Origin of the sequence: Leisingera sp. M527 (assembly GCF_025141525.1) — a bacterium.
Lineage (GTDB): Bacteria > Pseudomonadota > Alphaproteobacteria > Rhodobacterales > Rhodobacteraceae > Leisingera.
Genome location: NZ_CP081041.1, coordinates 126,582 through 147,708, shown reverse-complemented (window position 1 = coordinate 147,708; position 21,127 = coordinate 126,582). Strand labels below are relative to the sequence as shown.

Sequence of the window (21,127 nt, the reverse complement as noted above, 5' to 3'; positions counted from 1 at the left end):
ATGACTTGGCCTCAAAAATGTACATACCAGGGGAGAACTGATATTGTTCCCTTGAAGTGGCTTGACTGAAGAGTGAGCTGAAAGTCGTGTTCCTGAATCCGCTGCGCTTTGGAGGACACGGGGAAGAGTGTTTTTGGGATCCTGGCCGCCGATGGATCTGAGCATCGATTACCCACGTAATAGGTTGATCTGAGCCAGCTTGTGTCAAAATTTGTCAAACAGATTGCAACAGCTGATGAATTCGAACATTCACCCTTTGATAGCCTCTAAAGGAGAGCGCAATGAAAAGCCCAATGTTCGTGCCGCACAACAACACATCGGAAAAGCAGATGACAGCTCGGCAACAGCTGTAAAATTTATTTGAAAGCCGCCCGTTTGATGATGCGACCCTTCTCACGAATTTTGGCCTGTTTGCGCGATCCTCCGCGCTGACAAAGATCTTTTTTCTGTATGAGGCGTACAGTGAGATCTTGGGCATCCCAGGTGATGTTTTCGTCTTGGGAACCTGGCTGGGGCAGGATCTCGTCGTGTTCGAATCCATGATAGCTATGCTCGAACCCTATAATGCGTCTAGGGCTTATGTAGGCTTTGATACCTTTGACGGCTATGACGGCTATGACGGCTATGACGGAATAACGGAAACTGATGCGCGTTCCGAAACAGTGAAGGACGATGGCTATGCAGTTCCAGAAACTTACAAAGACTACTTGGAAGCACTGCTTGCATATCATCGCTCTGAAAACGCGATGGGGCATGCGGTCGAGCACAACCTTGTGAAGGGTAATGCTTGCAATACAGTCTCGGAGTATCTGAGCGAACATTCGGAAACGGTGATTGCACTAGCCTTCTTCGACATGGCGCTGTACGAGCCTACTAAAGCTGCACTTGTGGCGATGGAGGATCGGCTGCTTCGTGGTAGTGTCCTTGTCTTCGATGAATTGAATGACGCACGCTACCCAGGCGAAACGAAGGCGGTAAGAGAATGGCTGAAGGGAAAAGACTATTCCATAAAGCGATCTCGCTTCCTGCCGGATCGCTCACTTGTGACAATGAAGTGAATGCTGTTCTATTGTTTGTATTACGTTGGCGATATGTCAGTGAGGCTCAAACCGGAACTGACAAACACTAAGGCCGAAAGTCGGCTAGACGGCTGCTGTGGCGCAGAGTGTCTTGAACGGGGCGTCTTCGAGCATAGGTTCTGGTTAACGCGATGCAAGGACTTCTGTAAGGTGGCAACATAAGGTTGAACTGGAAACAGGCTGCATTGAACGACTTATCTTTGCAGGGGCGAGTGAACACCAATAGTCGCATGCGGTATTAACCCTAACAATTTTATTTTGTCTGCACCCGGAGGGGGAAGAAATAAAATGGGAAAAGCTTGGGCTGATCTACGGCCCGGACGGCAATTCTGAGTGGGCCAAGCACTCTGCGTTGCAGCCGACTCCGATTGTGTTGCCAGATAAGATCCGCGTCTTCTGTGGTTTTAGGGACGATGCCGGGGTAAGCCGTGCAGGATTTGTCGATCTTGATAAAGAGAGTCCGAACAAGGTTCTTGACGTCTCGCAGCATCCTGCTTTCGACGTGGGATCTTTCGGAACCTTTGATCAACACGGAGTAGTTCCTTGTGCAGTTGTTCAGAAGGGCGATGAAATTCATATGTACTACGCAGGTTACCTGCGAGGCGAAAAAGTTCGTTTCCAGGCGTTTTGCGGCCTTGCAGTCAGTAAAGATGGAGGGACTTCCTTTACAAGATATTCTCAAATTCCAATTTTGGACCGAACGCCAGATGAAACGTTGTTTCGGGCCATTCATTCGATCTTTTACGATAATGGGAAATGGCGTGTCTGGTACGGTGGAGGCAGTCAATTTGTTGGAGGGAAAAGCAAAACTCTGCCCGTCTACAATATTCGCTATATGGAATCGGACGATGGAGTGCATTTCCCGGGTCAAGGTAGCGTTGTGGTTGATAATCTGCCAGGAGAACACCGTGTCGGCAGGCCCTATGTCGTTAAACAAGGGGGCAGATATCGGATGTTCTTCGGTAAAGGCACTGAGGAGACCCCGTATCAACTCGCCTATGCGGAGTCCGAAGACAGATACTCCTGGATCCGATGTGATGACAAACTCGGTCTTGCCACTTCAGAAACAGGGTGGGACTCTCAGATGATGACTTATCCAGCTGTGGTTTCTACCGAAAATGATACATATATGTTTTACAATGGAAACGACTACGGCAAGGCTGGCTTAGGGTGTGCAAAACTGATTGTGTGGTAAGTTTATCCAAAAAAAATCCGGTGCTTGAGTTTCTTTACTGTACTGGTGCTTAGGTCTAAGTGACTTGCACTGCGCCAAATCTTTAGTTTCTTCCTGAGAGAGAGTTTTCTCCATGCTCTTTTGGGAAAGTGCAGTTGGGCGTCTTGGCGCCAGTTGTGGGCATTGTAGTCTGGACCGCGGTTGCCTAGTTGTGTCAAATAGTCCGGCAATGCCTTGGTTACCCCCGCCGCGGCCTCCAGTACTCTTTCGACCGCTGCTAAGTTCGTGAAATCCTGATGAATTCTGTTCCGAACGGCCACCAGATCGAGAGAGCACTCACCGCCTTTCAAGTAAGCCGCGACGTCAGAAATCAGCTGCGTCTCTCCTTCGCATCGCAAAGAGTCAGCTGGGCTGATGCCTAGCGCAGATTGCCTGTTTGGCCCAAACGTTGGCAGACCGTTGAGGACTGCTTCCGAAAATACAGTCCCCCCATCCATTGGAAAGCTGTCGACATAACAAGATGCGCGCTGGAATTCCGTCTGCACGACTTCGGACGGCTGGATACCCAAAAGCTGAATGCGCCCAGGATATTTCGCCAGCACATCGGCCCACCAAGGGTCTTTTTTGCTCGGGCCAATGAGGACGACATCATTTGAGACGACTGCTAGAAGCTGTTCCAGAAACCTCGGAAAATTCAAGCTGGAGGTGGGTTTGTATTTAGCAGGCCCACCAATAGATAAAATGGGGCCGGACCTGTTGTATCTGGTTGCGATCTTGTCAGCGCTAGCGGAGACCATAGGTATCCCCATAAAATGCTGTGCATTGGTCGACCGTCGTTGTTCAGATGTTGCCCATCCGGTCGCACAGATTTCAAGAACAGTATCAGCGGCCCCGGGGCCGAATGAAAATACATGATCGGCATGGTTAACAAATAGGACCTTCACCCCATCTTCCCGAAGCGCCCGGGCGGCCAGCGCGGTACCGATGTCGTCTGGGTGGTTGTACAGGAGAACAGTGCTGGCGGTTCTTGCTATCTTATAAACTGCGCAAGCCCGGTGCTCGGGAGTGCCCTTTAACACCGATTTGGCATCAAGATGATCAGGAAGTGCTCTGAGGACGTCGGCCGTTGCCTTTTGTGTCACGATCAAAGATTGCGAAATTCCATGGTCTGCCAGTCCATTGCATAATTGCTTAAATAGGCGGGAATGTCCGCCATAAGAATAGACTCTCGTCAGAACGTGACACCATCTGTCCGGTCTTCCGCCGCGCATTTCCTTGGCCGATAATCTAGGGAGCTTGTGTTTCCATTTTGCGAATAACTCCTTTTCAAAACCGTCGTCACCAAAAAAACCTGAAATGTTATCCCAGTGCAACCGGCCATAAAGGCCTGCGCAAATGAGAGCATCATTGAAGTTCAGCGAGTTAATTGCCTCGACTTTTAAAAAAGAAGATAGGACTTCGAGATCTTTCTCATGCGCTGAATTGAAGTTTCTCATTTTCGTTCCTAAGGCAGCACTTTGATGAGAGAGCAAACTACTCGCTACGTTTCCACTAGCTAGAACATGCCTGCGCCTTGCTCAACCCAATCTAATGGCGCCGCTAGCACTTTGTTTTTAAGTGTGCTCCCTTTGAGGAGTTGACGGTGGGTTGAGCTGTGCTGGGGGCCTGATCTGACCTGTCCGGTTTGATTGTTAGCGCATCACTGGCCTCGGTTCCATCAGAATGATTGTTTCAGGAGCCGGGGGCCCCTGCCGCGCGAGATGCCGTAATAGGGCTTGGCGTGAATCATCACCGTTTCGGCATATTGATGTGATTGTGGTGATGAGATGTCGTTGTCCTTGACACGTATCGCGTGTCTGCGGGGTTTTGCCGGTAGGCGTGCCCCAATTCCTTGGCAGAATGAAAGGGCAACGACATGGATTTCTATATCGGCTTTGACGTCTCACTGGCAAGCACTGCAATCTGCGTTCTGAGTGTTTGCGGGAAGGTTGTGAAGGAGGCAAACGCGGCCAGTGAACCAGAAGCCCTGACGGCGTTTCTGCAGGATCTTGCAGGCAATGTGGAGGCTGAGGGGTTGGAAGCGGGGCCGCTCTCACAGTGGCTGCACATGCATTTGACGGCGGCAGGATTTGAAGTGGTTTTGATGGAGGCCCGGCATGTAAAGAGCGCACTGAAAGCGATGCCTGTCAAAACCGACCGCCGGGATGCGTTCGGCATCTTGTCCGTCGTCATAAAAAATGGGACTTCAGAGCGGCTTGAGCATTGGAGGCTCTGGTTCGGTTGCGTGATTGATTATGCTGCCTGTTTCTGGTGTTGCAAGCGGCGCTGTCGGATCGTCAACTTCTTGATCTTCTCCCTTTCTCTCAGAATGGCTTTGTCCCTTCCGAAGTAGACGCCGGCGGGTGTGACGTTGCTCAGGCTCTCGTGGTAGCGCTGGTTGTTGCAGTAGTCGACAAAGGTCCCGATTTGGCGTTCGAGAGCACCGGGGAGATAGTAGTTTTCCAGCAGGACCCGGTTTTTCAAGGTCTGATGCCAGCGTTCAATCTTGCCCTCCCTTTTGCGGGTGGAATGGTGCTCCGCGCACATGGGTCATCTTTTGTTTTCCCAACCATTCAGCCAAGTCGCCAGAGATGTAGCACGAGCCGCCGCCCATTGGGCTCGAACCAATGGCGCTTTCAATGGGCAGCTCGCTGAGCAGGCGCGGCTTGTGGCGTACGGCCGCCTGGTCGCAGCCCGATGCTGTCAAAGCCAGTTCAATCGTGTCTGTCACATCCTCGGCCCGCATGTTTGTGCAAAGTTTCCCCCTCTCATCGTTTGCTTTGCAAACGACTGCCGGGCAGCGGGACGATGATGTAGCGGCTGTAGTCGTCCAGGATCGTGCTCAGATACTACCAGCCCCAACCGATGATTTTGAAGTAGGTGAAGTCCGTCTGCCACATCTGGTTGATGGCCGTCGTCTTGTCTTTGAACTCGCCGGCAGCCTTGATCACCACATACTCGGGCGCGGTGATCAGATCGGCGGCCTTCAGAATGCGATAAGCGGATGATTCAGAGATCGAGCCATTGGTCCGAGAGACAATGGGCGAGGATACCGCTTCTCATCGGTGTATTTGACCGCCAGCTCGCGTGTCGTCAGCGCTTCATGCTCCAACGCAAACTCGATCAGGTCATCCCGCCTGGCCTGTGGAATACGGTTCCAGACCGGCTTTGGGCGGGGCGAGTGATCTGCAAGGGCATCGAACCCGCCTTCAACGTAGCGGTCATATCCCATTGCCCGGCAGGCGATTTGCAACGCAAATCTGCCAAGAGGGGGCGGTAGAAAGTCGTGCGCGGAATGCCCAGCATGCCGAGGGTCATTCTGGTCGGCAGATGTGATCCCTCAACCGTGCGGATGATCTCCAGTTTCTCGGACGCCGGGTATCTCATTCCTCGAACTCCCCAGCCCCGGTCATGCTTTTTTTCAGCAAACGGTTTTCCAGGGTGAGGTCAGCCACGCAGTCCTTCAAAGCCAACGCCTCGGAGCGCAACTCCTTCACTTCAGGTGATGTCGCCTGACGCGCCGTATCGCCAGAAAGCCGCCGTTTCCCGGCTTCCAGGAATTCTTTCGACCAACTGTAATACAGGCTTTCAGAGATGCCCTCGCGGCGGCACAGCGCCGAAATTCTTTCCTCGCCACGCAGACCTGCCAAAACAATGCGGATCTTCTCTTCCGCAGAATAGGTCTGGCGGGTTTTGCGGCGGATGTTTTTGACAAGCTTGTCAGCGCTGTCCTTCGATGTTCCGGGCTTCTTATTCATCTGCGCTCCTTGAAAGCTACGATGAACCAGAACCACTCTGGTGTTCAAATCCTCAAATCTGTCCCAAAGGTGCTGACGGCAGACACTGTTGCGGCTTTCCGCCGGCACACGCTCCTGCCGCTGGATGATTGTCTATACGCCTTGCAACCGTCCATTCCGCACCTGACCCGGTCAGCACTGCACCGCTGCCTTCAGCGGCATGGCATCTCACGGTTGCCGGATGTCCAGGAGGGCAAGCCCGAGCGTCAGCACTTCAGGCGCTACCCCATTGGCTTCTTTCACATGGATATCGCCGAAGGGCAGACAACCGAAGGAAAGCTCTCTCTTTTCGGTGCCATTCGCTGCCCGGCAGATGCGCTTCAACATGATCTGCGAAGCGAACAGGATTGAGCACCGCCTGACCAAGCCCAACCATCCGTGGAGCTGCGAGGATTAAAAAACGGTCCGGGGGACCGTTTTCCCGAGTGGCGGTCAAGTCGAGCGGATGAACCGGACAATCAAGGACGCCACCGTCAAACGCTTCCACTGCAACAGCCACGATCAGCTTCGCACCCACCTCGCCGATTTCGGGCCGCTTGGATCTGTGTCGGTTCAGTTCACATGATCAGCCCGCCGTGCAATCATTTTCAATGAGCGGCTTCTTGCGGGCGAAGTCCAAATCGGCCTCAGGCTGTCGCTGGCCAGCCCGGTCTTCACCGAAGTGTTGCCGCTGGTGGGTTTTGACTGGCTGATGATCGGCACTGATCATTCACCGGTTGAGATTGTATCGGTTCAGCCGCTGTTGCAGACCAGCTACCAAGCTGAAATCATGAAATCATGAAATGAATCCCCCTTCCGGCTTTGCGCAACAAGGCCGGTTCAAGCGACAACTTGCGAGAAGCCGAAGGCGCCGCATCAGGTGAGGCGTGATCACCCCACTTTCCTATCAAGCGTTTTCACGGAATCTTCTCTCCGGCAGGAGGCCAGGTTTCATGCTGAGATTGGAACTGCCCCATACCGCCGCCGGAGCCGCGCCAAGAGGTACATGGCACGGGGCATTGACCGGCAGGTTGCGGAGCCAAATCCGCATCATTCGCCATTTCTGCCCGGACTGTTTCGGAGGGATTCCGCCTCCTTTTACAAAGGCGATCAAGCTACAAAGTTGACGCTCGCGTCAGCAGCAATTTTCTTGAGAGTTCGGACAGAAAGCCAGGCACTGCCCGCCCCAACGGCCGGGCGGTTGATTGCATTAAGTTAATCCGCACTTTCGCAGCAAGGCGGAAGAGTGCAGCGGATCTTAATCCGCAATCTCTTTCATAAAGCCCAGAAACTTGGAGACTTCGCCGGCACTGTTGTAGTGGCACAGGGAAACCCTTACGCAGCTGTTCATGCCCAAAGGCGCCAGGATATTGCCCGAGTAGTGATCCGCCTTGCGCAGATGGGTGCGGATGCCCTGTTCGTTCAGCCGCTTCACCACATCCGCCGACGGCACGCCGTCCACGGTCAGCGACACCAGCCCCTCGCGTGCCGGGTTGTCCGCGCCGCCCAGGATGGTGACGCCCTCCATTTTCGCCAAGCCAGGCAGATTGCCGGTGCCATGGATCATTGCGTCGGTCAGGGCTTTTTCATGCGCGTGGATCGCCTCGCCTGCTGCCAGGAATTTCGCGCGCCGGTCCGTGGCATCGCTCACCTCGCCGCCGAGCCATTCGAGGTATTCGGCCACATCCGACAGGGTGGCGTAGCTGCCGGTGTCGCGGGTGCCCATTTCCCAGTTGTCTTCCGGCCCGTCGATCAGCGCGTTATGCGGCAGACTGGTCAGCCGGCCCGAGATCCAGGCAAGGCCATAGCCGTGGCGCGAGAACATCTTGTAGGGTGAGATCACATAGCCATCGGCGCCGTATGCCGTCAGGTCAATCCGCCCGTGGGCGGCGTGCTGGATGCCGTCGACAATGATCAGACAGTCCGGCGCCACGTCGCGGATGGCGGCGGCGCAGGCGGTTACGTCAACACCCATGCCTGTGACCGGGGAGGTGTGGACGATGGTGGCGACAACCGTGTCCGGGGTTACTGCTCGGGAATAGGCGTCAGCCGAGACGGTACCGCTGGCGTCGTCATGCGGGATCAGCACATGGTTCTGCCGTGCCACCGCGGCCCAGCGGGCACAGGCAGAGCGGGTGGCCGGATGCTCCAGTGTTGAGCCGAGCACAGTGCCGCCCTCAGGCGAGCCGAGGCAGGCGTTCATGATCAAGCGGAACAACAGCTCGGTGCCGCTTTCACCGGCAAAGAACTGGCCGCCCGGCGCGTTCATGAAGACGCGCATGTCGTCCTTGGCCCTGGCAATCACCCGCACCAGTTCATGGCTGCCGGGATTGTCGCGGCCCTGGTTGTCCGGGATAGCGGCATACCGGGCAGAGGTTTCAACTACCGATTTCAGCGTCAGCGCGCCGCCGGCGTTTTCAAAGAAGATGCGGCTGCCCTGCTGCGGGCAGGTATCGACCTGGGCAAAGCGGTCGCGGATTTGCTCAAGGAGAATGTCGGTGATCTGGCTCATGATGGTCCTATCAGGCGGAATGTGTGTTTCCGCGCCAGATTAAGACCCAGGACGTCGCTCCGCATGCAAAAGATTTGGGGGCTCAGAGCCGGAAATCTCTGTGGCATGAGCTCCAATCCAGTGAGGGTTGGGTTCAATTGAATGACCCGCCCGGCTGCAGGCCGGGCAGCGCCCGACCCTCCCCACGGGAGGGCGCTTTCGCACCCACCCAGGGTCGGACGCCGCCCTCAGCGTTTCAGGTGATGAAACCCGGGAAAGGCACACGCAAAGCAGCCCTATGCACCATCTCAGACAGGGTGATGATGTCGAACACCGGCCGGTTCAGCTCTGCCTGCAGCATATGAGCATAGGGTGGCAGGTCGGTGCATTCCAGCACGATCGGGCCGATCTCCGGATTGCGGGCGATCATACCTTTGGCAGCGGCCAGCAGCTCTGCCTCGACCTTGGCCAGATCCATCGCCGTGCGCTCATTGCGCAGGATCACGGTGGAAAACTCCTCTGCGTCGTCCAGCCCCTGCACCATCACGGGTGTGTGTTCAGCGCCTACGCCGCGCATATGGGCATCGGTCAGGCTGCCGGCGGAAGCGGTGATCACCCCCACAGTGCGCCCGGTCATCTGATGCGCCAGCGGCACCTGGATCAGCGAGGAGACAAACACCGGCACATTCACTGCCGCGGCAATCTCCCGCTGGAAGATCGCCAGAAACCCGCAGGAACCGGTGATGGCGCGTACGCCTTTGGCCTCCAGCCGCTTGGCAGCCTCGATCAGCCGGTCCTTCATCTCGCCGGTCGGGTTGGCCAGCAGTTTCGGCACGGTGATCCCGTCCAGCATTTCATACAGCGTGGTGAACTGCAGGCTGGAGGGGTTCTTGATATGGCCGGGGGGTTTCGGGAAGTAGCTTTCCAGCGCCAGGACGCCGATGGAGACGCCGCAGATGTTCTGCCCGCCGGGGTGGATGGTCATGCCTTGATCCTTTCATACCGCCGCGCGCGGAACGGCGCGAGGTCTTCGTTCACCGGTGTGCCGCTGACGATATCGGCCACCAGCCGTCCGGTTTTCGGGGCCATCATCAGGCCGTAATGGCTGTGGCCGAAAGCGGCGATCAGATCGGGAAAACCCTCGACCTCGCCAATGCAGGGCAGGCTGTCGGGCAGGCTGGGGCGCTGGCCGGACCAGGTGCCCATGTCGCCGGCCTGCAGATCGGGCAGCAGTGCCTTGGCCAGCTCCGCCAGCCCGTCGAGCCGCTTCTGATTGAGCGGCTGATCCAGGCCTGCAAATTCGGCAGTGCCGGCCACCCGCAGCCCTTCCTCCATCGAGGAGGCCACGAATTTCATGTCCATATCCATGATCGAATTGTTCAGCGCGACGCCGGGGTTTTTGAAGGACACATGGTAGCCGCGTTCCGATTCCATCGGGATCTTGATCCCCAGCGGCTTGAGCAGCTCGCCCGACCAGACCCCCATCGCCAGCACCAGCTTGGGTGTCCATTCCTGGCCCGCTTCGGTGGTATAGGTCCAGCCGCCGGTTTGTGCAGGCAGGATGCCCCGCACGGTTTGCTGCAGGATCTCACCGCCCATGGATCGAAATTTCTCTGCCAGCACGGTGCCAATCCGGCCGGGAGAGACTGCCCGCGCCTGGCCCTTTATCAGGATCGCTGCCTGGAACTCAGGTGTCAGGGCCGGTTCCAGATCGCGCAGCTCGGCGGCGCCGATCCGCTCCATCTCTGCACCCTGCGCGGCCCGCAGCCGGTTGCCGGTGCTGTTCAGGTCCGCCTCATCCGGGTTGCGGGATGCATGGACGTAGTAGCTGTCCTGCACCAGATCCTCGTGACCGGTTCCGGCTAAATGAACACGGAAACCCTCCACGCAATCCCTGCACAGAAACCCCATTGCATCCGAGATTTCCTGTATCCGCCCGGCGCGCCCTTCGGACAGGAACCGCAGCCCCCAGGGCGCGACCTTGGGCAGATAGGCGGGCTTCACCGCGACCGGCCCCAGAGGAGCCAGCAGCCAGCCGGGCACTTTCTTCCACAAGCCGGGCATCGACTGCGGCACCACCGACCAGGGGGAGATGATGCCGGCGTTGCCGTAAGACGTCGCCTGACCCGGCGCATCCCGGTCGATGAGCCGGACCCGCAACCCCCGCCCGGCCAGGGACAAGGCCGAGCAGATGCCGACGATCCCGGCGCCCAGGACTGTTACATCGGGAGAACCAGGCAGATCAGGGGCGGCAGGGGTGCTCATCGGGCAGCCTCAGCCTGCAGTTTGCGCTGCTGGCCCAGCTGCTGCAGCAGCACCGGCGCCATCACCACAAGGGCGGCGATGTCAGAGCCGCCCGAAGGCGCCACCAGCAGCAGGCCGCCGATTGCCATCAGCAGCCGCCACAGCCCCGTGAGCGGCGCCAGGAAATAGGCCGACACGGCTGTGGCGATGGCAAAGACGCCTGCCGCACAGGTCAGTGTGACCTGGGTGAAACTCAGCAGGGTGAAATGCTCCGGCAGCACGATCAGCATGGTGGGCGCGTAGACAAACACCATCGGCACCATCAGCTTGCCCAGCCCCAGGGTGAAGGCATTCAATCCGGTGCGGAACGGGTTCGATCCCGCAATCCCCGCCGCCGCATAGGCCGAGGCGCAGACCGGCGGGGTGATCTCGGATATCACACCGTAGTAGAGCACGAACATATGGGTGGCGAGCGGCGGCACGCCCAGCTGGCTGAGGGCCGGCGTCGCGACCGCCACCAGCATGATATAAAGCGCTGTGGTCGGCAGGCCGGCGCCCATCAGGATACAGGCCATGGCGATCAGCACCAGCGATAGGAACTGCTGGATCGACGGCTGGCTGAACGCCTCAATCGTTGTCCAGTCCAAGAGCGGCGCAATTGCCGTGGCCATATCCGCCGCGCCGCCGGTGACCATAAAGCCTAGGCGGAAGCCAACGCCGGTGGTGTTGATCACACCCACGACGATGCCCACCGCAGCCGAGGCCGCGCCCACAGCCAGCGCATACTGCACGCCGACGTGGAAGCTGTCGAACAGATCGCGAAAGCTTTGCCGTTCATTGCGGTGCATGCACCCGATAAGGGTCAGCGCGGCCAGCATACCCGCCATAACCGGCGTATAGCCCTCGCCGGAATAGGGTGAGGCCTTCCAGAATATGAACCCGAGCAAGGCCAGCGGCACCAGCAGGGTTGCAGGCTTGTCAAAGGCACAGAAACCGACCACCACACACAGGCTTAGTCCGATAAAGGCCGCCATATTCGGCGAATAGCCCGAGAACAGCACCAGAAGCAGGGCAATCAGCGGCACGATAGTGTACCAGCCGTCCTTCCACACTGCCAGGAACTTGGGCAGCTGCTCCTTGGGGTAGGCATTAAGGCCCAGCTTCTTGGCGGTGAAATGCACAATCGAGATCACCCCGATGTAATGCATCATGGCCGGCACAATCGCTGCAATCACGATGGTGGTGTAAGGCACCTCCAGATATTCGGCCATCAGGAAGGACGCGGCCCCCATGATCGGCGGGGTGATCTGCCCGCCAGCGGACGCCGCAGCCTCAACCCCGCCTGCGAAATGGCCGGGGTATCCCATCTTTTTCATATTGGGGATGGTGAGCGAGCCGGTGGAAACCGTGTTGGCAATCGAAGACCCCGAAATGGTCCCGAAGAAGGCCGAGGAGACAACCGACACTTTGGCCGGGCCGCCGGTGTAACGGCCGGCCACGATCATCGCATTGTCGACAAAGAACTGCCCCAGCCCCATCCGCTGCGCCACCACGCCGAACAGCACAAAGTGGAACACCACGGTGGAGACCACCCACAGCGTCACGCCGAATATGCCTTCGGAGGGGAAATACATATTGTTGACGAACTGCTGCCAGTTGACGCCCGGATGCTTAAGGATCTGCGCGGGCATATAGGGGCCGAACAGCGCGTAGATCATGAACACCAGAATGATCAGCGGCAGCACAAAGCCGATTGTGCGGCGTGCGATCTCCAGCACTGTCAGGATCAGAACCGAGCCGAAGAACACATCGAGGCTGGAGGGATTGCCCTGCCGCAGCGCCTGCTCGGCGATGTCGAACCCGAACATGTCAAAGCCGCGCCAGCTGACCCACAGGAACAGCGCCGCCGCCATGCTGAGACCGGTCAGCGCCCAGTCATACAGCGGCACATTGCCGGGGCGCAGCAAGTTCGGCCCGCGCCATTCCAGGCTGCGCGCCGATTTGATCAGCGGAAAGCCGACAAAGATGAACAGGAACAGCCCAGCCAGGTGAATGCCCATATGAACATGGTCCACCGGGGTGCCGAACCCAGCCGTCCACAGATGATACAGGGCAAAGACGATGCTGGCCCAATAGATGAACCCCGTCAGCCTGGGTCCGTTGTCGCGCGTGTTCAGAGCGGAGTCATACTGCTTCTCCAGCTCCTCCAACGCTTTGTTGTCAAGGTGAGTGTCCAGGGACATCGGCAGTTCCAGTCTAGCAGGGTCAACGGCGCATGCGTCCTGCGTCTGCGCTTTGCGGGCAGCAGGCGGGCAGGGGCACCGGGAAACAAAAGGCGGCAGCAAGGCGGACCCTGCTGCCGCAGTTCAGGGGGAAGGAGTTACTTCAGCAGGCCGATTTCGCGGTAGAACCGCTCAGCACCCGGATGCAGCGGAACGCCGATGCCTTCCACGCCTTCCAGCGCGGTTTCCAGGGTGATCGCCTTGCCCTTGGGATGGCCGTTGTCCAGCAGCTTGCGGGCGGTGTCGGACCACATCGCCTTGGTGATGCCATAGATCAGCTCTTCATCCATATTGGCATTGGTGACCAGCATGCCGGAAACCGCCACGGTGTTCACGTCATAGTCCACACCCGGATAGGTGCCCGCCGGAATGGTCGAAGGGATGTAATAGGGCACGGTGGTGTTGGCCTGTTTGATCTCTTCCGCGGACCAGTTGTGCAGCTCCATGCCCTTGGTGTTATCCAGCTGGATCATCGCTGCGACGGGCGTGCCGGCCGCATAGAAATAGGCATCCAGCTGGCCGTCGGCGATGCGCTCGGCGGATTGGGCGTTGTTCAGCTCGGCCTCGTCCATGTTGTCGCGGTTGACACCGTGGTCATCCAGGATCAGCTCAACCGCGATCTGGGTGCCAGAGCCGGCCTGCGCGATGCCCACGCGCTTGCCCTTGAGGTCGGCAAGACCGTCCAGCTTGTGGCCTTCGGGCAGTACCAGATGCAGATCTTCGGGGAACAGATTGGCAATCACCCGCAGGTCGGGCTTGGCGTTGCCTTCGAACTTGCCGGTGCCGTGATAGGCAAAATGCAGGGTTGCGGCGCCGGACAGGCCTGCCTCCATCTGGCCGTTCTGAATGGCGTTCACATTATGCGCGGATGCATTGGTCGACTGCGCCATCGCCACCAGCCCCGGTACGCCGCAATTGCCGCCTTCGTCACAAGCGCGCGAGCCGGGAGGGTTGGAAATCGCATTGGCGATGATGCCGCCGATCGGGAAGTAAGTGCCGCCCGCGCCGCCGGTGCCGATGCGGAAAAAGGTCATATCCTGCGCCGCAGCAGCGCCGGTCAGCATGGTGCAGGCCAATGCGGCCCCGGTCAGTTTCTTGAAAATTCCCATAATCTCTTCCCTTGATTATTGGCCGCAGCTTGGCTGCTGCAGCTTTCTCCTCCGATCTTTGCATCATGGAAAAGGAAATGCATAAGTACAAATTTAAAATTATACGGTATGTATAGATCGAATTTATGGTGGCTTAACATGAACTCTCATCAGCTTGCGGTATTTCACGAGGTCATGAAAACAGGTTCTGTCAGCCAGGCGGCGCGTAACCTGCACCGCACCCAGCCCGCGATCAGCGCTGCCATCAAGACACTGGAGGAGGAGCTGGGCCTGACCCTGTTCCTGCGCGAGGGCCGCCGCCTGGTGCCGGTGCCCGAGGCGCAGTATCTGATGGAGGAGGCGACCGAGATCTTGTCGCGGCTGGAAACTGCGCAGCAGAACCTGGCCAATATGCGCGACCGGGTGCAGGGGTCGATCCGGATCGTGGCGATGCCGGGGCCGTCAACCTATCTGCTGCCGGAATTCATCAGCCGCTTTGTGGATGGCAAACCCGAGGTGCGGGTGACGCTGGCAACGCGGTCCTCGCCGCAGGTGCGCAGCCTGGTGGCGGCCGGCAGTTTCGACATCGGCTTTTGCGACATGAGCCGGTTCCGCGGCGACCGTAAGCTGTACACGGCAGAAGAACTGCCCAGCAATTGCCTGTGTGCGGTGCCGTCCGGCCATCCGCTGGCGGACCGCGAAGCCATCACTGCCGCCGATCTGAACGGGGTCCCAATGGGCGCGCTGCAGCCGGATCACAACACCTATCAGGCCACCTCGCAGGCCTTTCAGCAGGCGGGGGTGGAATTCAACCTGCGCTATGACGCGCAGTATTTTCTGCCGCTGTTCCACTTCATCGCCGCCGGTCAGGCCTGCGCCATTGTCGATGTCCTTAGCGCTGAAAGCTACCGCCGAAGCAACCCGGATGAGGACCGGATCCGGTTTCTGCCGTTTGAGCCGCAGATCCCTTTTGGCTATTCGATTCTGACCCCCAGCGCGCGGCCGTTGTCGCAGTTGGCGGCCAGTTTTGCCAAAGCCTGGCGGGATTACATCCAGAGCATGCTTGCGTAAGCCACTGTGCAGGATCGAAAAATCCGTCCGTTCAAAACGTCAGAATTTCAGTCTTCACATCTATCTACAGAATTGTATACAATTTAGAACACGAATCCTGGGCATCCGCTCCAGGACAGATCTCACGACGGCTTTAGGGGGCCCCATGAAGAATACGATGACCAACGCGCTGACCGGGGCCGAGGCAATGGTGCGCTCTTTGGAGGCCCACGGCGTCACCCATATCTTTGGCCTCTGCGGCGACACCACGCTGCCTTTCTATGACGCGATGAACCGGCTGGAGCATGGTATCACCCATGTCCTGACCCGGGATGAGCGCAGTGCTGCCTATATGGCCGACGGGTTTTCCCGCGTGACAGGCCGGGTGGGCGTCTGCGAAGGACCGTCCGGCGGCGGTGCCACCTACATCCTGCCGGGGCTGATCGAGGCCAACGAAAGCTCTTATGCGGTGCTGGCGATCACCACTGACATTTCCGTGGGGTCCTACGGCAAATACCCGCTGACCGAGGTCAATCAGGAGGTCCTGATGGCCCCGCTGACCAAGTTCAACACGGTGATCAAACGCGCCGACCACATCCCGCGCATGGTGCGCCAGGCGTTCCGGGCGATGACCACCGGGCGGTCCGGCTCGGCGCATTTGGGCCTGCCGTATGACATTCAGTATGATGATGTCCCAGCGGATGATATCTGGGGCGATCCCAAGCATCAAAGCTACCCCGCCTACCGCGCAGCCCCAGAACCGGGCGCGGCCGAGGCTGCGGTTGAAGCCATCCTCACCGCCAAATCACCGCTGATCGTCTGCGGCGGCGGCGTGGTGATTTCCGGCGCGATGGAGGAGCTGGGCGCGCTCGCCTCCCGCCTGGATATCGCCGTCGGCACCTCGATCTCCGGCAAGGGCTCGCTTGCCGATACCCACCCGCAATCGCTGGGCGTGGTCGGCTCCAACGGCGGCACGGATGAGACCTGGGAGATGATGGAGGGGGCCGATCTGGTGGTCTTCATGGGCTGCCGCGCAGGCTCCACCACCACCTCGCGCTGGGAGGCGCCGAAGCCTGGCCAGCGCATCGTGCATTTCGACAACGACCCGATGACCATCGGCGCCAATTACCCGACCGAGGTGGGGGTGGTTGCCGACCTGAAACTAGCATTGCAGGCAGTGAATACCTATCTGGACAGCCGCGAGGGCGAAATGCCAACGTTCAGCGGGGCCGCGAAAATCGCCGATATCAAGCAGCGCAAGTTCGCCAAGTTCGAGGCGCTGGCAAACAGCGCAACCGATCAGGTCCTGCCGGAGCAGATCATCCACGCGCTGAACCGCAACCTGCCCGATGACGCCATCGTAGTGTCTGATCCCGGCACCAGCTGCCCCTATTACAACGCCTACTCGCAGCAGAAGCATCCGGGCCGCCAGTATATCACCAACCGGGCGCATGGCGCTTTGGGCTATTCCTTGTCGGCGTCGCTGGGTGCCTGGTTCGGGCGTCCCGGCTCCAAAGTTGTGGGGATGATGGGCGACGGTTCCTTCAACTTCACCTGCGGCGAGCTGGAAACCGTGGTGCGCTGCAATGCCCCGATCACTTATGTGGTGTTCTCCAACGCCAACTTCGGCTGGATCAAGGCCAGCCAGCGTGACGACTGCGATAAGCGGTATTATAATGTGGACTTCAACCGCACCAACCACGCCGCCGTGGCCGAGGCATTTGGCGTCAAGACCTGGCGGGTGGAGCGCCCCGAGGATTTGGACCCCGCGATCAAGGAAGCCTTTGCCCATGACGGTCCGACCCTGATCGACGTGGTCTGCCAGGCGCTGGAAGAAGCCGCCGCACCTGTGCGCCGCTGGATGGGTTGACCCTGAAGCCTATCATAAGCCACTCGCCCGGCCGATAGGCCGGGCAGCGCCCGTCCGCCCCGTCAAACCAAAGGTTTGCTTTCAGCAAAACGGGCGGGCGCTGCCCTCTGTTCTGCAGTTCGAGTTCTCCAAATTGTCTTTCTGCCGATTTGCATTTTCGATTGTGCCGGTTATCACTCCTGAAACCCGCATTCACGAAAGGTGCCAGCCCATGGACACACCTACCGCTCCCAAACCCGGCGCCATGCTGCACCTGCGCGGCAACACACTTTCTGAGGGCGAGCCGGTGGCACTGCCGCTCACGCAAAGCTCAATGTATCACCTGCCCGGTGACTGGACGGGCGGCCCCAGCTATGGCCGGGCGGACAACGCCACCTGGGAGCAGCTGGAGCATATGCTGGCCTATCTGGAGGACGCACCAACGCTGGCGTTTCCGTCCGGCATGGCGGCAATCTCGGCGGCGCTGTTTGCCACCGTCAAGGCAGGGTCAAAACTGCTGATCCCCTCGGACGGCTATTACGTGACCCGCCGCCTTAGCGAGCGGTTTTTGCAAAATCTGGGCGTGCAGGTCGAACAGCGCCCCACCACTGCATTTGCCGAAGGCGGGTTTGAGGGCTTTGACGTTGTTTTTGCGGAAACGCCTTCGAATCCCGGCCTGGATCTCTGCGATCTGCGCATCATTGCTGATGCGGTCCACGCGGCGGACGGGCTGCTGATCGTTGACAACACCACCATGACCCCGCTGGGCCAGCGCCCGCTGGAGCTGGGGGCGGATGTGGTTGTGGCCTCCGACACCAAGGCGCCGGGCGGACATTCGGATGTGCTGATGGGGCATCTGGCCACCCGTAACGAAGACATCCTGAAGGCGGCGCGCGAGTGGCGCCAGTTCGGCGGCGGCATCCCCGGCCCGCAGGAGGCCTGGCTGGCGCACCGCGGGCTGGAGACACTGGAGGTGCGCTTTGACCGGATGTGCGGCACGGCGGAGGTTCTGGCCGAACGGCTGGCGGCGCACCCGCTGGTGCAGCAAATCCGTTTCCCCGGCCTCGCTTCCGACCCCTCGCATCAGCTGGCGAAACAGCAGATGGCGCGGTTCGGCTTTCTGATTTCGATCACTCTGGACAGCGCGGAACAGGCCGATGCCTTCATCAACACCTGCCCGCTGATCCGATCCGCGACGTCCTTTGGCGGGGTGCATACCTCGGCTGAGCGCCGCGCCCGCTGGGGCGATGCCGTGGCGCCGGGATTCGTGCGGCTGTCAGTCGGCACCGAACCGGCAGAGGAGTTGTGGAGTGCAATGGCCGCTTCGCTGGACGCGCTGCAGGAGTAGAGGGCAGTGTTTTCCGCCTCTGTCCCCGCGGGGACCGGCAGGGAAAACCCTCTCAGGTCAGCGCCTGATACAGCGACGTTATCCAAGCGGCGACAGCCTTAACTTCTTCCCGCTGGCCCGCGCGGTCGTTGATCACCATGTAGTGCGAGCGGCGTTTTGGCAGTTTGAATTCTGCGGGGGCGAACACCAGCCCCTGCCCGATGTATTGCCGGGCAAAGCTCTCAAGCACCATCGTCACCCCATGGCCCGCCGCGACGGTTTGCAAGGCTAGCAGAGAAGAGTCGGCCTTGAGCCAGTCCGTGGTCACTTGCAGGGTCAGCCCGTGCAGGTCTGCCAACCGGCCCCAGTCGGTTTCGGATCCAATGATCTGCACCACATCGGCGCGGGCCAGATCTTCGATTGAGGGCGTCCTGCCCAAGGTCGCAGCATAGGCGGGGCTGCACACCGGGATGGCGTTTTCGTGGCCCAGGTGCTGTATCTGCGCCTCCTGCCAGTCGCCGGAGCCATAGCGGATGTCGATGTCCAGCGCCTCCTCGTCAAAGCGGCTGGACCAGACGGTGGAGGACAGCTGCACGTGAATATCCGGGTGTTCGGCCTGGAACCGGGCCAGTTGCGGCGCGATCACCAGCGCGGCGCAGGAGATCGTCGCGCGCAGACGCACCACCCGCTTGCGTTTCTTGCTGAACAGTCCGGTGGTGGCGCGCAGCATTTCGTCAAAGGACTTGCGGATCGGCTGGGCATAGGCCTGGCCGGTATCCGTAAGCGCGACGCCGCGGGGCAGGCGTTTGAACAGCTGGGTGTCCAGGTGTTTTTCCAGCAGCCGGATCTGCTGGCTGATGGCGGCGGGAGTCAGGCCCAGCTCCTCGGCGGCGGCAGAAAAACTGCTGAGCCGTGCGGCGGCCTCAAAGGCTTTCAGCCAGGTGACATGGGGCAGATTGGTCATTCATACCTTTAAGCACAGCTTAGCCTTAGGGGCAAAACCCATTGTTTGAATTAACTGTACGCCAATGCGCAAGCTGGGGGCATCAAGGGACCCGGGTTCGCCATGGCACAAACATATGACTTTATTATCGCCGGGGCCGGTTCGGCGGGCTGTGTGCTGGCAGACAAGCTGACGGCAAATGGCCGCTACAAAGTGCTGCTGATCGAAGCAGGCGGCACTGACCGGCGGTTTTGGATCAAGGTTCCAGTGGGTTACGGGTTCACCTTTTCGGATCCGGCAGTGAACTGGCGCTATTCGGCGGCACCGGATCCGGGCCTGAACGGGCGCCAGGCCTATTGGCCGCGGGGCAAGGTCCTGGGCGGTTCCAGCTCGATCAACGCGATGGCCTATGTGCGCGGATTGCCGCATGATTTTGACGACTGGGAAGCGGCCGGCGCCAAGGGCTGGGGCTGGAACAATGTCCGCCGCAGCTATGAGGCGCTGGAATGCCATGATGAGTGGCAGGGCGGCAATCGCCGGTTGCGGGGCAAAGGCCCGGTGCGGGTCACCGATCTGAGCGAGCAGATGCATCCTTTTGCCCGGAATTTCCTGGCCGGTGCCCAGGAGATGGGCTGGCCGTTCCTGCCGGATATGAACGCGCGCGCTGAAGCCGGGGCCAATACCCTGCCGGGCGAAGGCATGGGCTATGTGCGCAGCACAGTGAAGGACGGGCGGCGCTGGTCCTCGGCGGATGCGTTTCTGCGGCCTGCATTGAGGCGCGGCAATCTGACTGTGGTCAGCGGCGCGCTGGTGGAAAAGGTGCTGACAGCGGGCGGGCGGGCAACCGGCGTGGCCTACCGGGTGAAGGGCCGGGTGATACAGGCAAAGGCCGCGCGGGAGGTGATCGTGAGCGCAGGCGCGGTGAACTCGCCGCAGCTCCTGCAATTGTCCGGCATCGGCCCGGCGGCGCTGCTGCAGCGGCACGGAATTGCGGTGGCACATGACTTGCCGCAGGTCGGGCAGGGGCTGCAGGATCATCTGGCGGTGTCGCATTTCTTCTGGGCCAATACGGCAACTTTGAACGACCGGCTGGGCAGTTTTGCCGGGCAGATAAAGGCCGGGCTGCAGTATGTGCTGACCCGTAACGGACCCTTAAGCGTGCCGGTGAACCAGTGCAGCGGTTTTGTCCGCACCAAAGGCGCAGCACTGCCGGATGTGCAGATTTACTGCAATCCGGCGTCTTACTCGACACGCGCCAACGGCAAGCCGCAGATCGACAAGGACAACGGGTTCCTGCTGTGCGTGCAGCCCAGCCGGCCGACCAGCCGGGGACAGATCAACATCGAATCTGCGGACCCGGCGCAGGCGCCGCGGATTGAGCCGAACGCGCTGTCAACGGACGAGGATAAAGCAACCGCAGTGCGTGCCAGCCATTTGCTGCAAGCTCTGGCGCAGACCCCGGCCATCAGGGCGGTGACGCGGGAGCGGCGGGCGCCGGATATTCTGGAAATGGACGATGCGGCCCTGCTGGAGAATTTCCGGGAACGCTCCGGCAGCGTGTTCCATGCGACCTGCACCTGCCGGATGGGCAAGGATGCAACTGATTCCGTTCTGGACGCGCGCCTTAGGGTGCATGGGCTGGCGGGGCTGCGGGTGATCGATGCGTCCGCGTTTCCGAATGTGACCTCGGGCAACACCAATGCACCTACCATGATGCTGGCGGCGCGGGGCGCTGAAATGGTGCTGGAAGACAATGAAAACAGGCCTTTGGCATCTGAATGACAG

Annotated in this window: 14 protein-coding genes and 2 pseudogenes; 8 read left to right on the top strand and 8 right to left on the bottom strand. The window is 59.5% G+C overall.

Annotation, left to right across the window (positions count from 1 at the left end):
- The first annotated feature begins 527 nt into the window (after positions 1–527).
- Complete coding sequence (locus tag K3555_RS23760) at positions 528–1,058, top strand: hypothetical protein (protein ID WP_260009104.1); 531 nt, start codon at positions 528–530, stop codon at positions 1,056–1,058.
- A gap of 373 nt (positions 1,059–1,431) precedes the next feature.
- A complete protein-coding gene (locus tag K3555_RS23755; RefSeq protein ID WP_260009103.1) occupies positions 1,432–2,274 on the top strand; it encodes a hypothetical protein in 843 nt (280 codons plus the stop codon).
- A gap of 2 nt (positions 2,275–2,276) precedes the next feature.
- Here K3555_RS23755 and K3555_RS23750 read toward each other — a convergent pair whose 3' ends face one another.
- Positions 2,277–3,749: a hypothetical protein gene (locus K3555_RS23750; RefSeq protein WP_260009102.1), complete on the bottom strand. Its 1,473-nt coding sequence runs from the start codon at positions 3,747–3,749 to the stop codon at positions 2,277–2,279.
- A 419-nt stretch (positions 3,750–4,168) separates the two neighbouring features.
- Here K3555_RS23750 and K3555_RS24915 point away from each other — a divergent pair, with 419 nt between their 5' ends.
- Complete coding sequence (locus tag K3555_RS24915; protein WP_311200061.1) at positions 4,169–4,645, top strand: transposase; 477 nt, start codon at positions 4,169–4,171, stop codon at positions 4,643–4,645.
- Here the strand turns inward: K3555_RS24915 and K3555_RS23740 are convergent.
- Positions 4,546–6,050, bottom strand: a pseudogene (locus K3555_RS23740) (transposase). The gene K3555_RS24915 and the pseudogene K3555_RS23740 sit on opposite strands and share 100 nt — an antisense overlap.
- Before the next feature lie 87 nt (positions 6,051–6,137).
- On the opposite strand from K3555_RS23740, the pseudogene K3555_RS23735 reads away from it, so the two are divergent.
- Positions 6,138–6,618: pseudogene (locus K3555_RS23735) on the top strand (IS481 family transposase); the annotation flags it as partial.
- Between the two features lie 708 nt (positions 6,619–7,326).
- Here the strand turns inward: K3555_RS23735 and K3555_RS23730 are convergent.
- The 5 genes from K3555_RS23730 to K3555_RS23710 form a co-directional block, all read right to left on the bottom strand.
- On the bottom strand, positions 7,327–8,580 hold the full coding sequence (locus K3555_RS23730; RefSeq protein WP_260009101.1) for an aminotransferase class V-fold PLP-dependent enzyme: 1,254 nt from the start codon (positions 8,578–8,580) through the stop codon (positions 7,327–7,329).
- Positions 8,581–8,815: 235 nt separating this feature from the next.
- The gene (locus K3555_RS23725; RefSeq protein WP_260009099.1) at positions 8,816–9,544 is read right to left on the bottom strand and encodes an aspartate/glutamate racemase family protein; all 729 of its coding nucleotides are present in this window, start codon (positions 9,542–9,544) and stop codon (positions 8,816–8,818) included.
- Entirely contained in the window at positions 9,541–10,824 is a 1,284-nt protein-coding gene (locus K3555_RS23720) for an FAD-binding oxidoreductase (RefSeq protein ID WP_260009098.1), read from the bottom strand. Before K3555_RS23720 ends, K3555_RS23725 begins: the two co-directional genes overlap by 4 nt.
- Positions 10,821–13,046 (bottom strand): TRAP transporter permease, encoded by a 2,226-nt coding sequence (locus K3555_RS23715; RefSeq protein WP_260009097.1) that lies wholly within the window; start codon positions 13,044–13,046, stop codon positions 10,821–10,823. Before K3555_RS23715 ends, K3555_RS23720 begins: the two co-directional genes overlap by 4 nt.
- A 137-nt stretch (positions 13,047–13,183) precedes the next feature.
- Complete coding sequence (locus tag K3555_RS23710) at positions 13,184–14,194, bottom strand: TAXI family TRAP transporter solute-binding subunit (RefSeq protein ID WP_129373045.1); 1,011 nt, start codon at positions 14,192–14,194, stop codon at positions 13,184–13,186.
- 138 nt (positions 14,195–14,332) lie between these two features.
- Between K3555_RS23710 and K3555_RS23705 the strand changes: the two genes are divergently transcribed.
- From K3555_RS23705 to K3555_RS23695, 3 genes are all read left to right on the top strand, one after another.
- Positions 14,333–15,244 carry a LysR family transcriptional regulator gene (locus K3555_RS23705; protein WP_260009096.1) on the top strand — a complete coding sequence of 304 codons (912 nt, stop codon included), beginning with the start codon at positions 14,333–14,335 and terminating at the stop codon, positions 15,242–15,244.
- Positions 15,245–15,401: 157 nt separating this feature from the next.
- Entirely contained in the window at positions 15,402–17,093 is a 1,692-nt protein-coding gene (locus K3555_RS23700) for a thiamine pyrophosphate-binding protein (RefSeq protein WP_260009287.1), read from the top strand.
- Between the two features lie 211 nt (positions 17,094–17,304).
- Entirely contained in the window at positions 17,305–18,420 is a 1,116-nt protein-coding gene (locus K3555_RS23695; RefSeq protein WP_260009095.1) for a cystathionine gamma-lyase, read from the top strand.
- A gap of 52 nt (positions 18,421–18,472) precedes the next feature.
- Here the strand turns inward: K3555_RS23695 and K3555_RS23690 are convergent, their stop codons facing one another.
- A complete protein-coding gene (locus K3555_RS23690) occupies positions 18,473–19,363 on the bottom strand; it encodes a LysR substrate-binding domain-containing protein (protein ID WP_260009094.1) in 891 nt (296 codons plus the stop codon).
- Between the two features lie 102 nt (positions 19,364–19,465).
- Between K3555_RS23690 and K3555_RS23685 the strand changes: the two genes are divergently transcribed.
- A complete protein-coding gene (locus K3555_RS23685) occupies positions 19,466–21,124 on the top strand; it encodes a GMC family oxidoreductase (RefSeq protein ID WP_260009092.1) in 1,659 nt (552 codons plus the stop codon).
- Positions 21,125–21,127 lie beyond the last annotated feature (3 nt).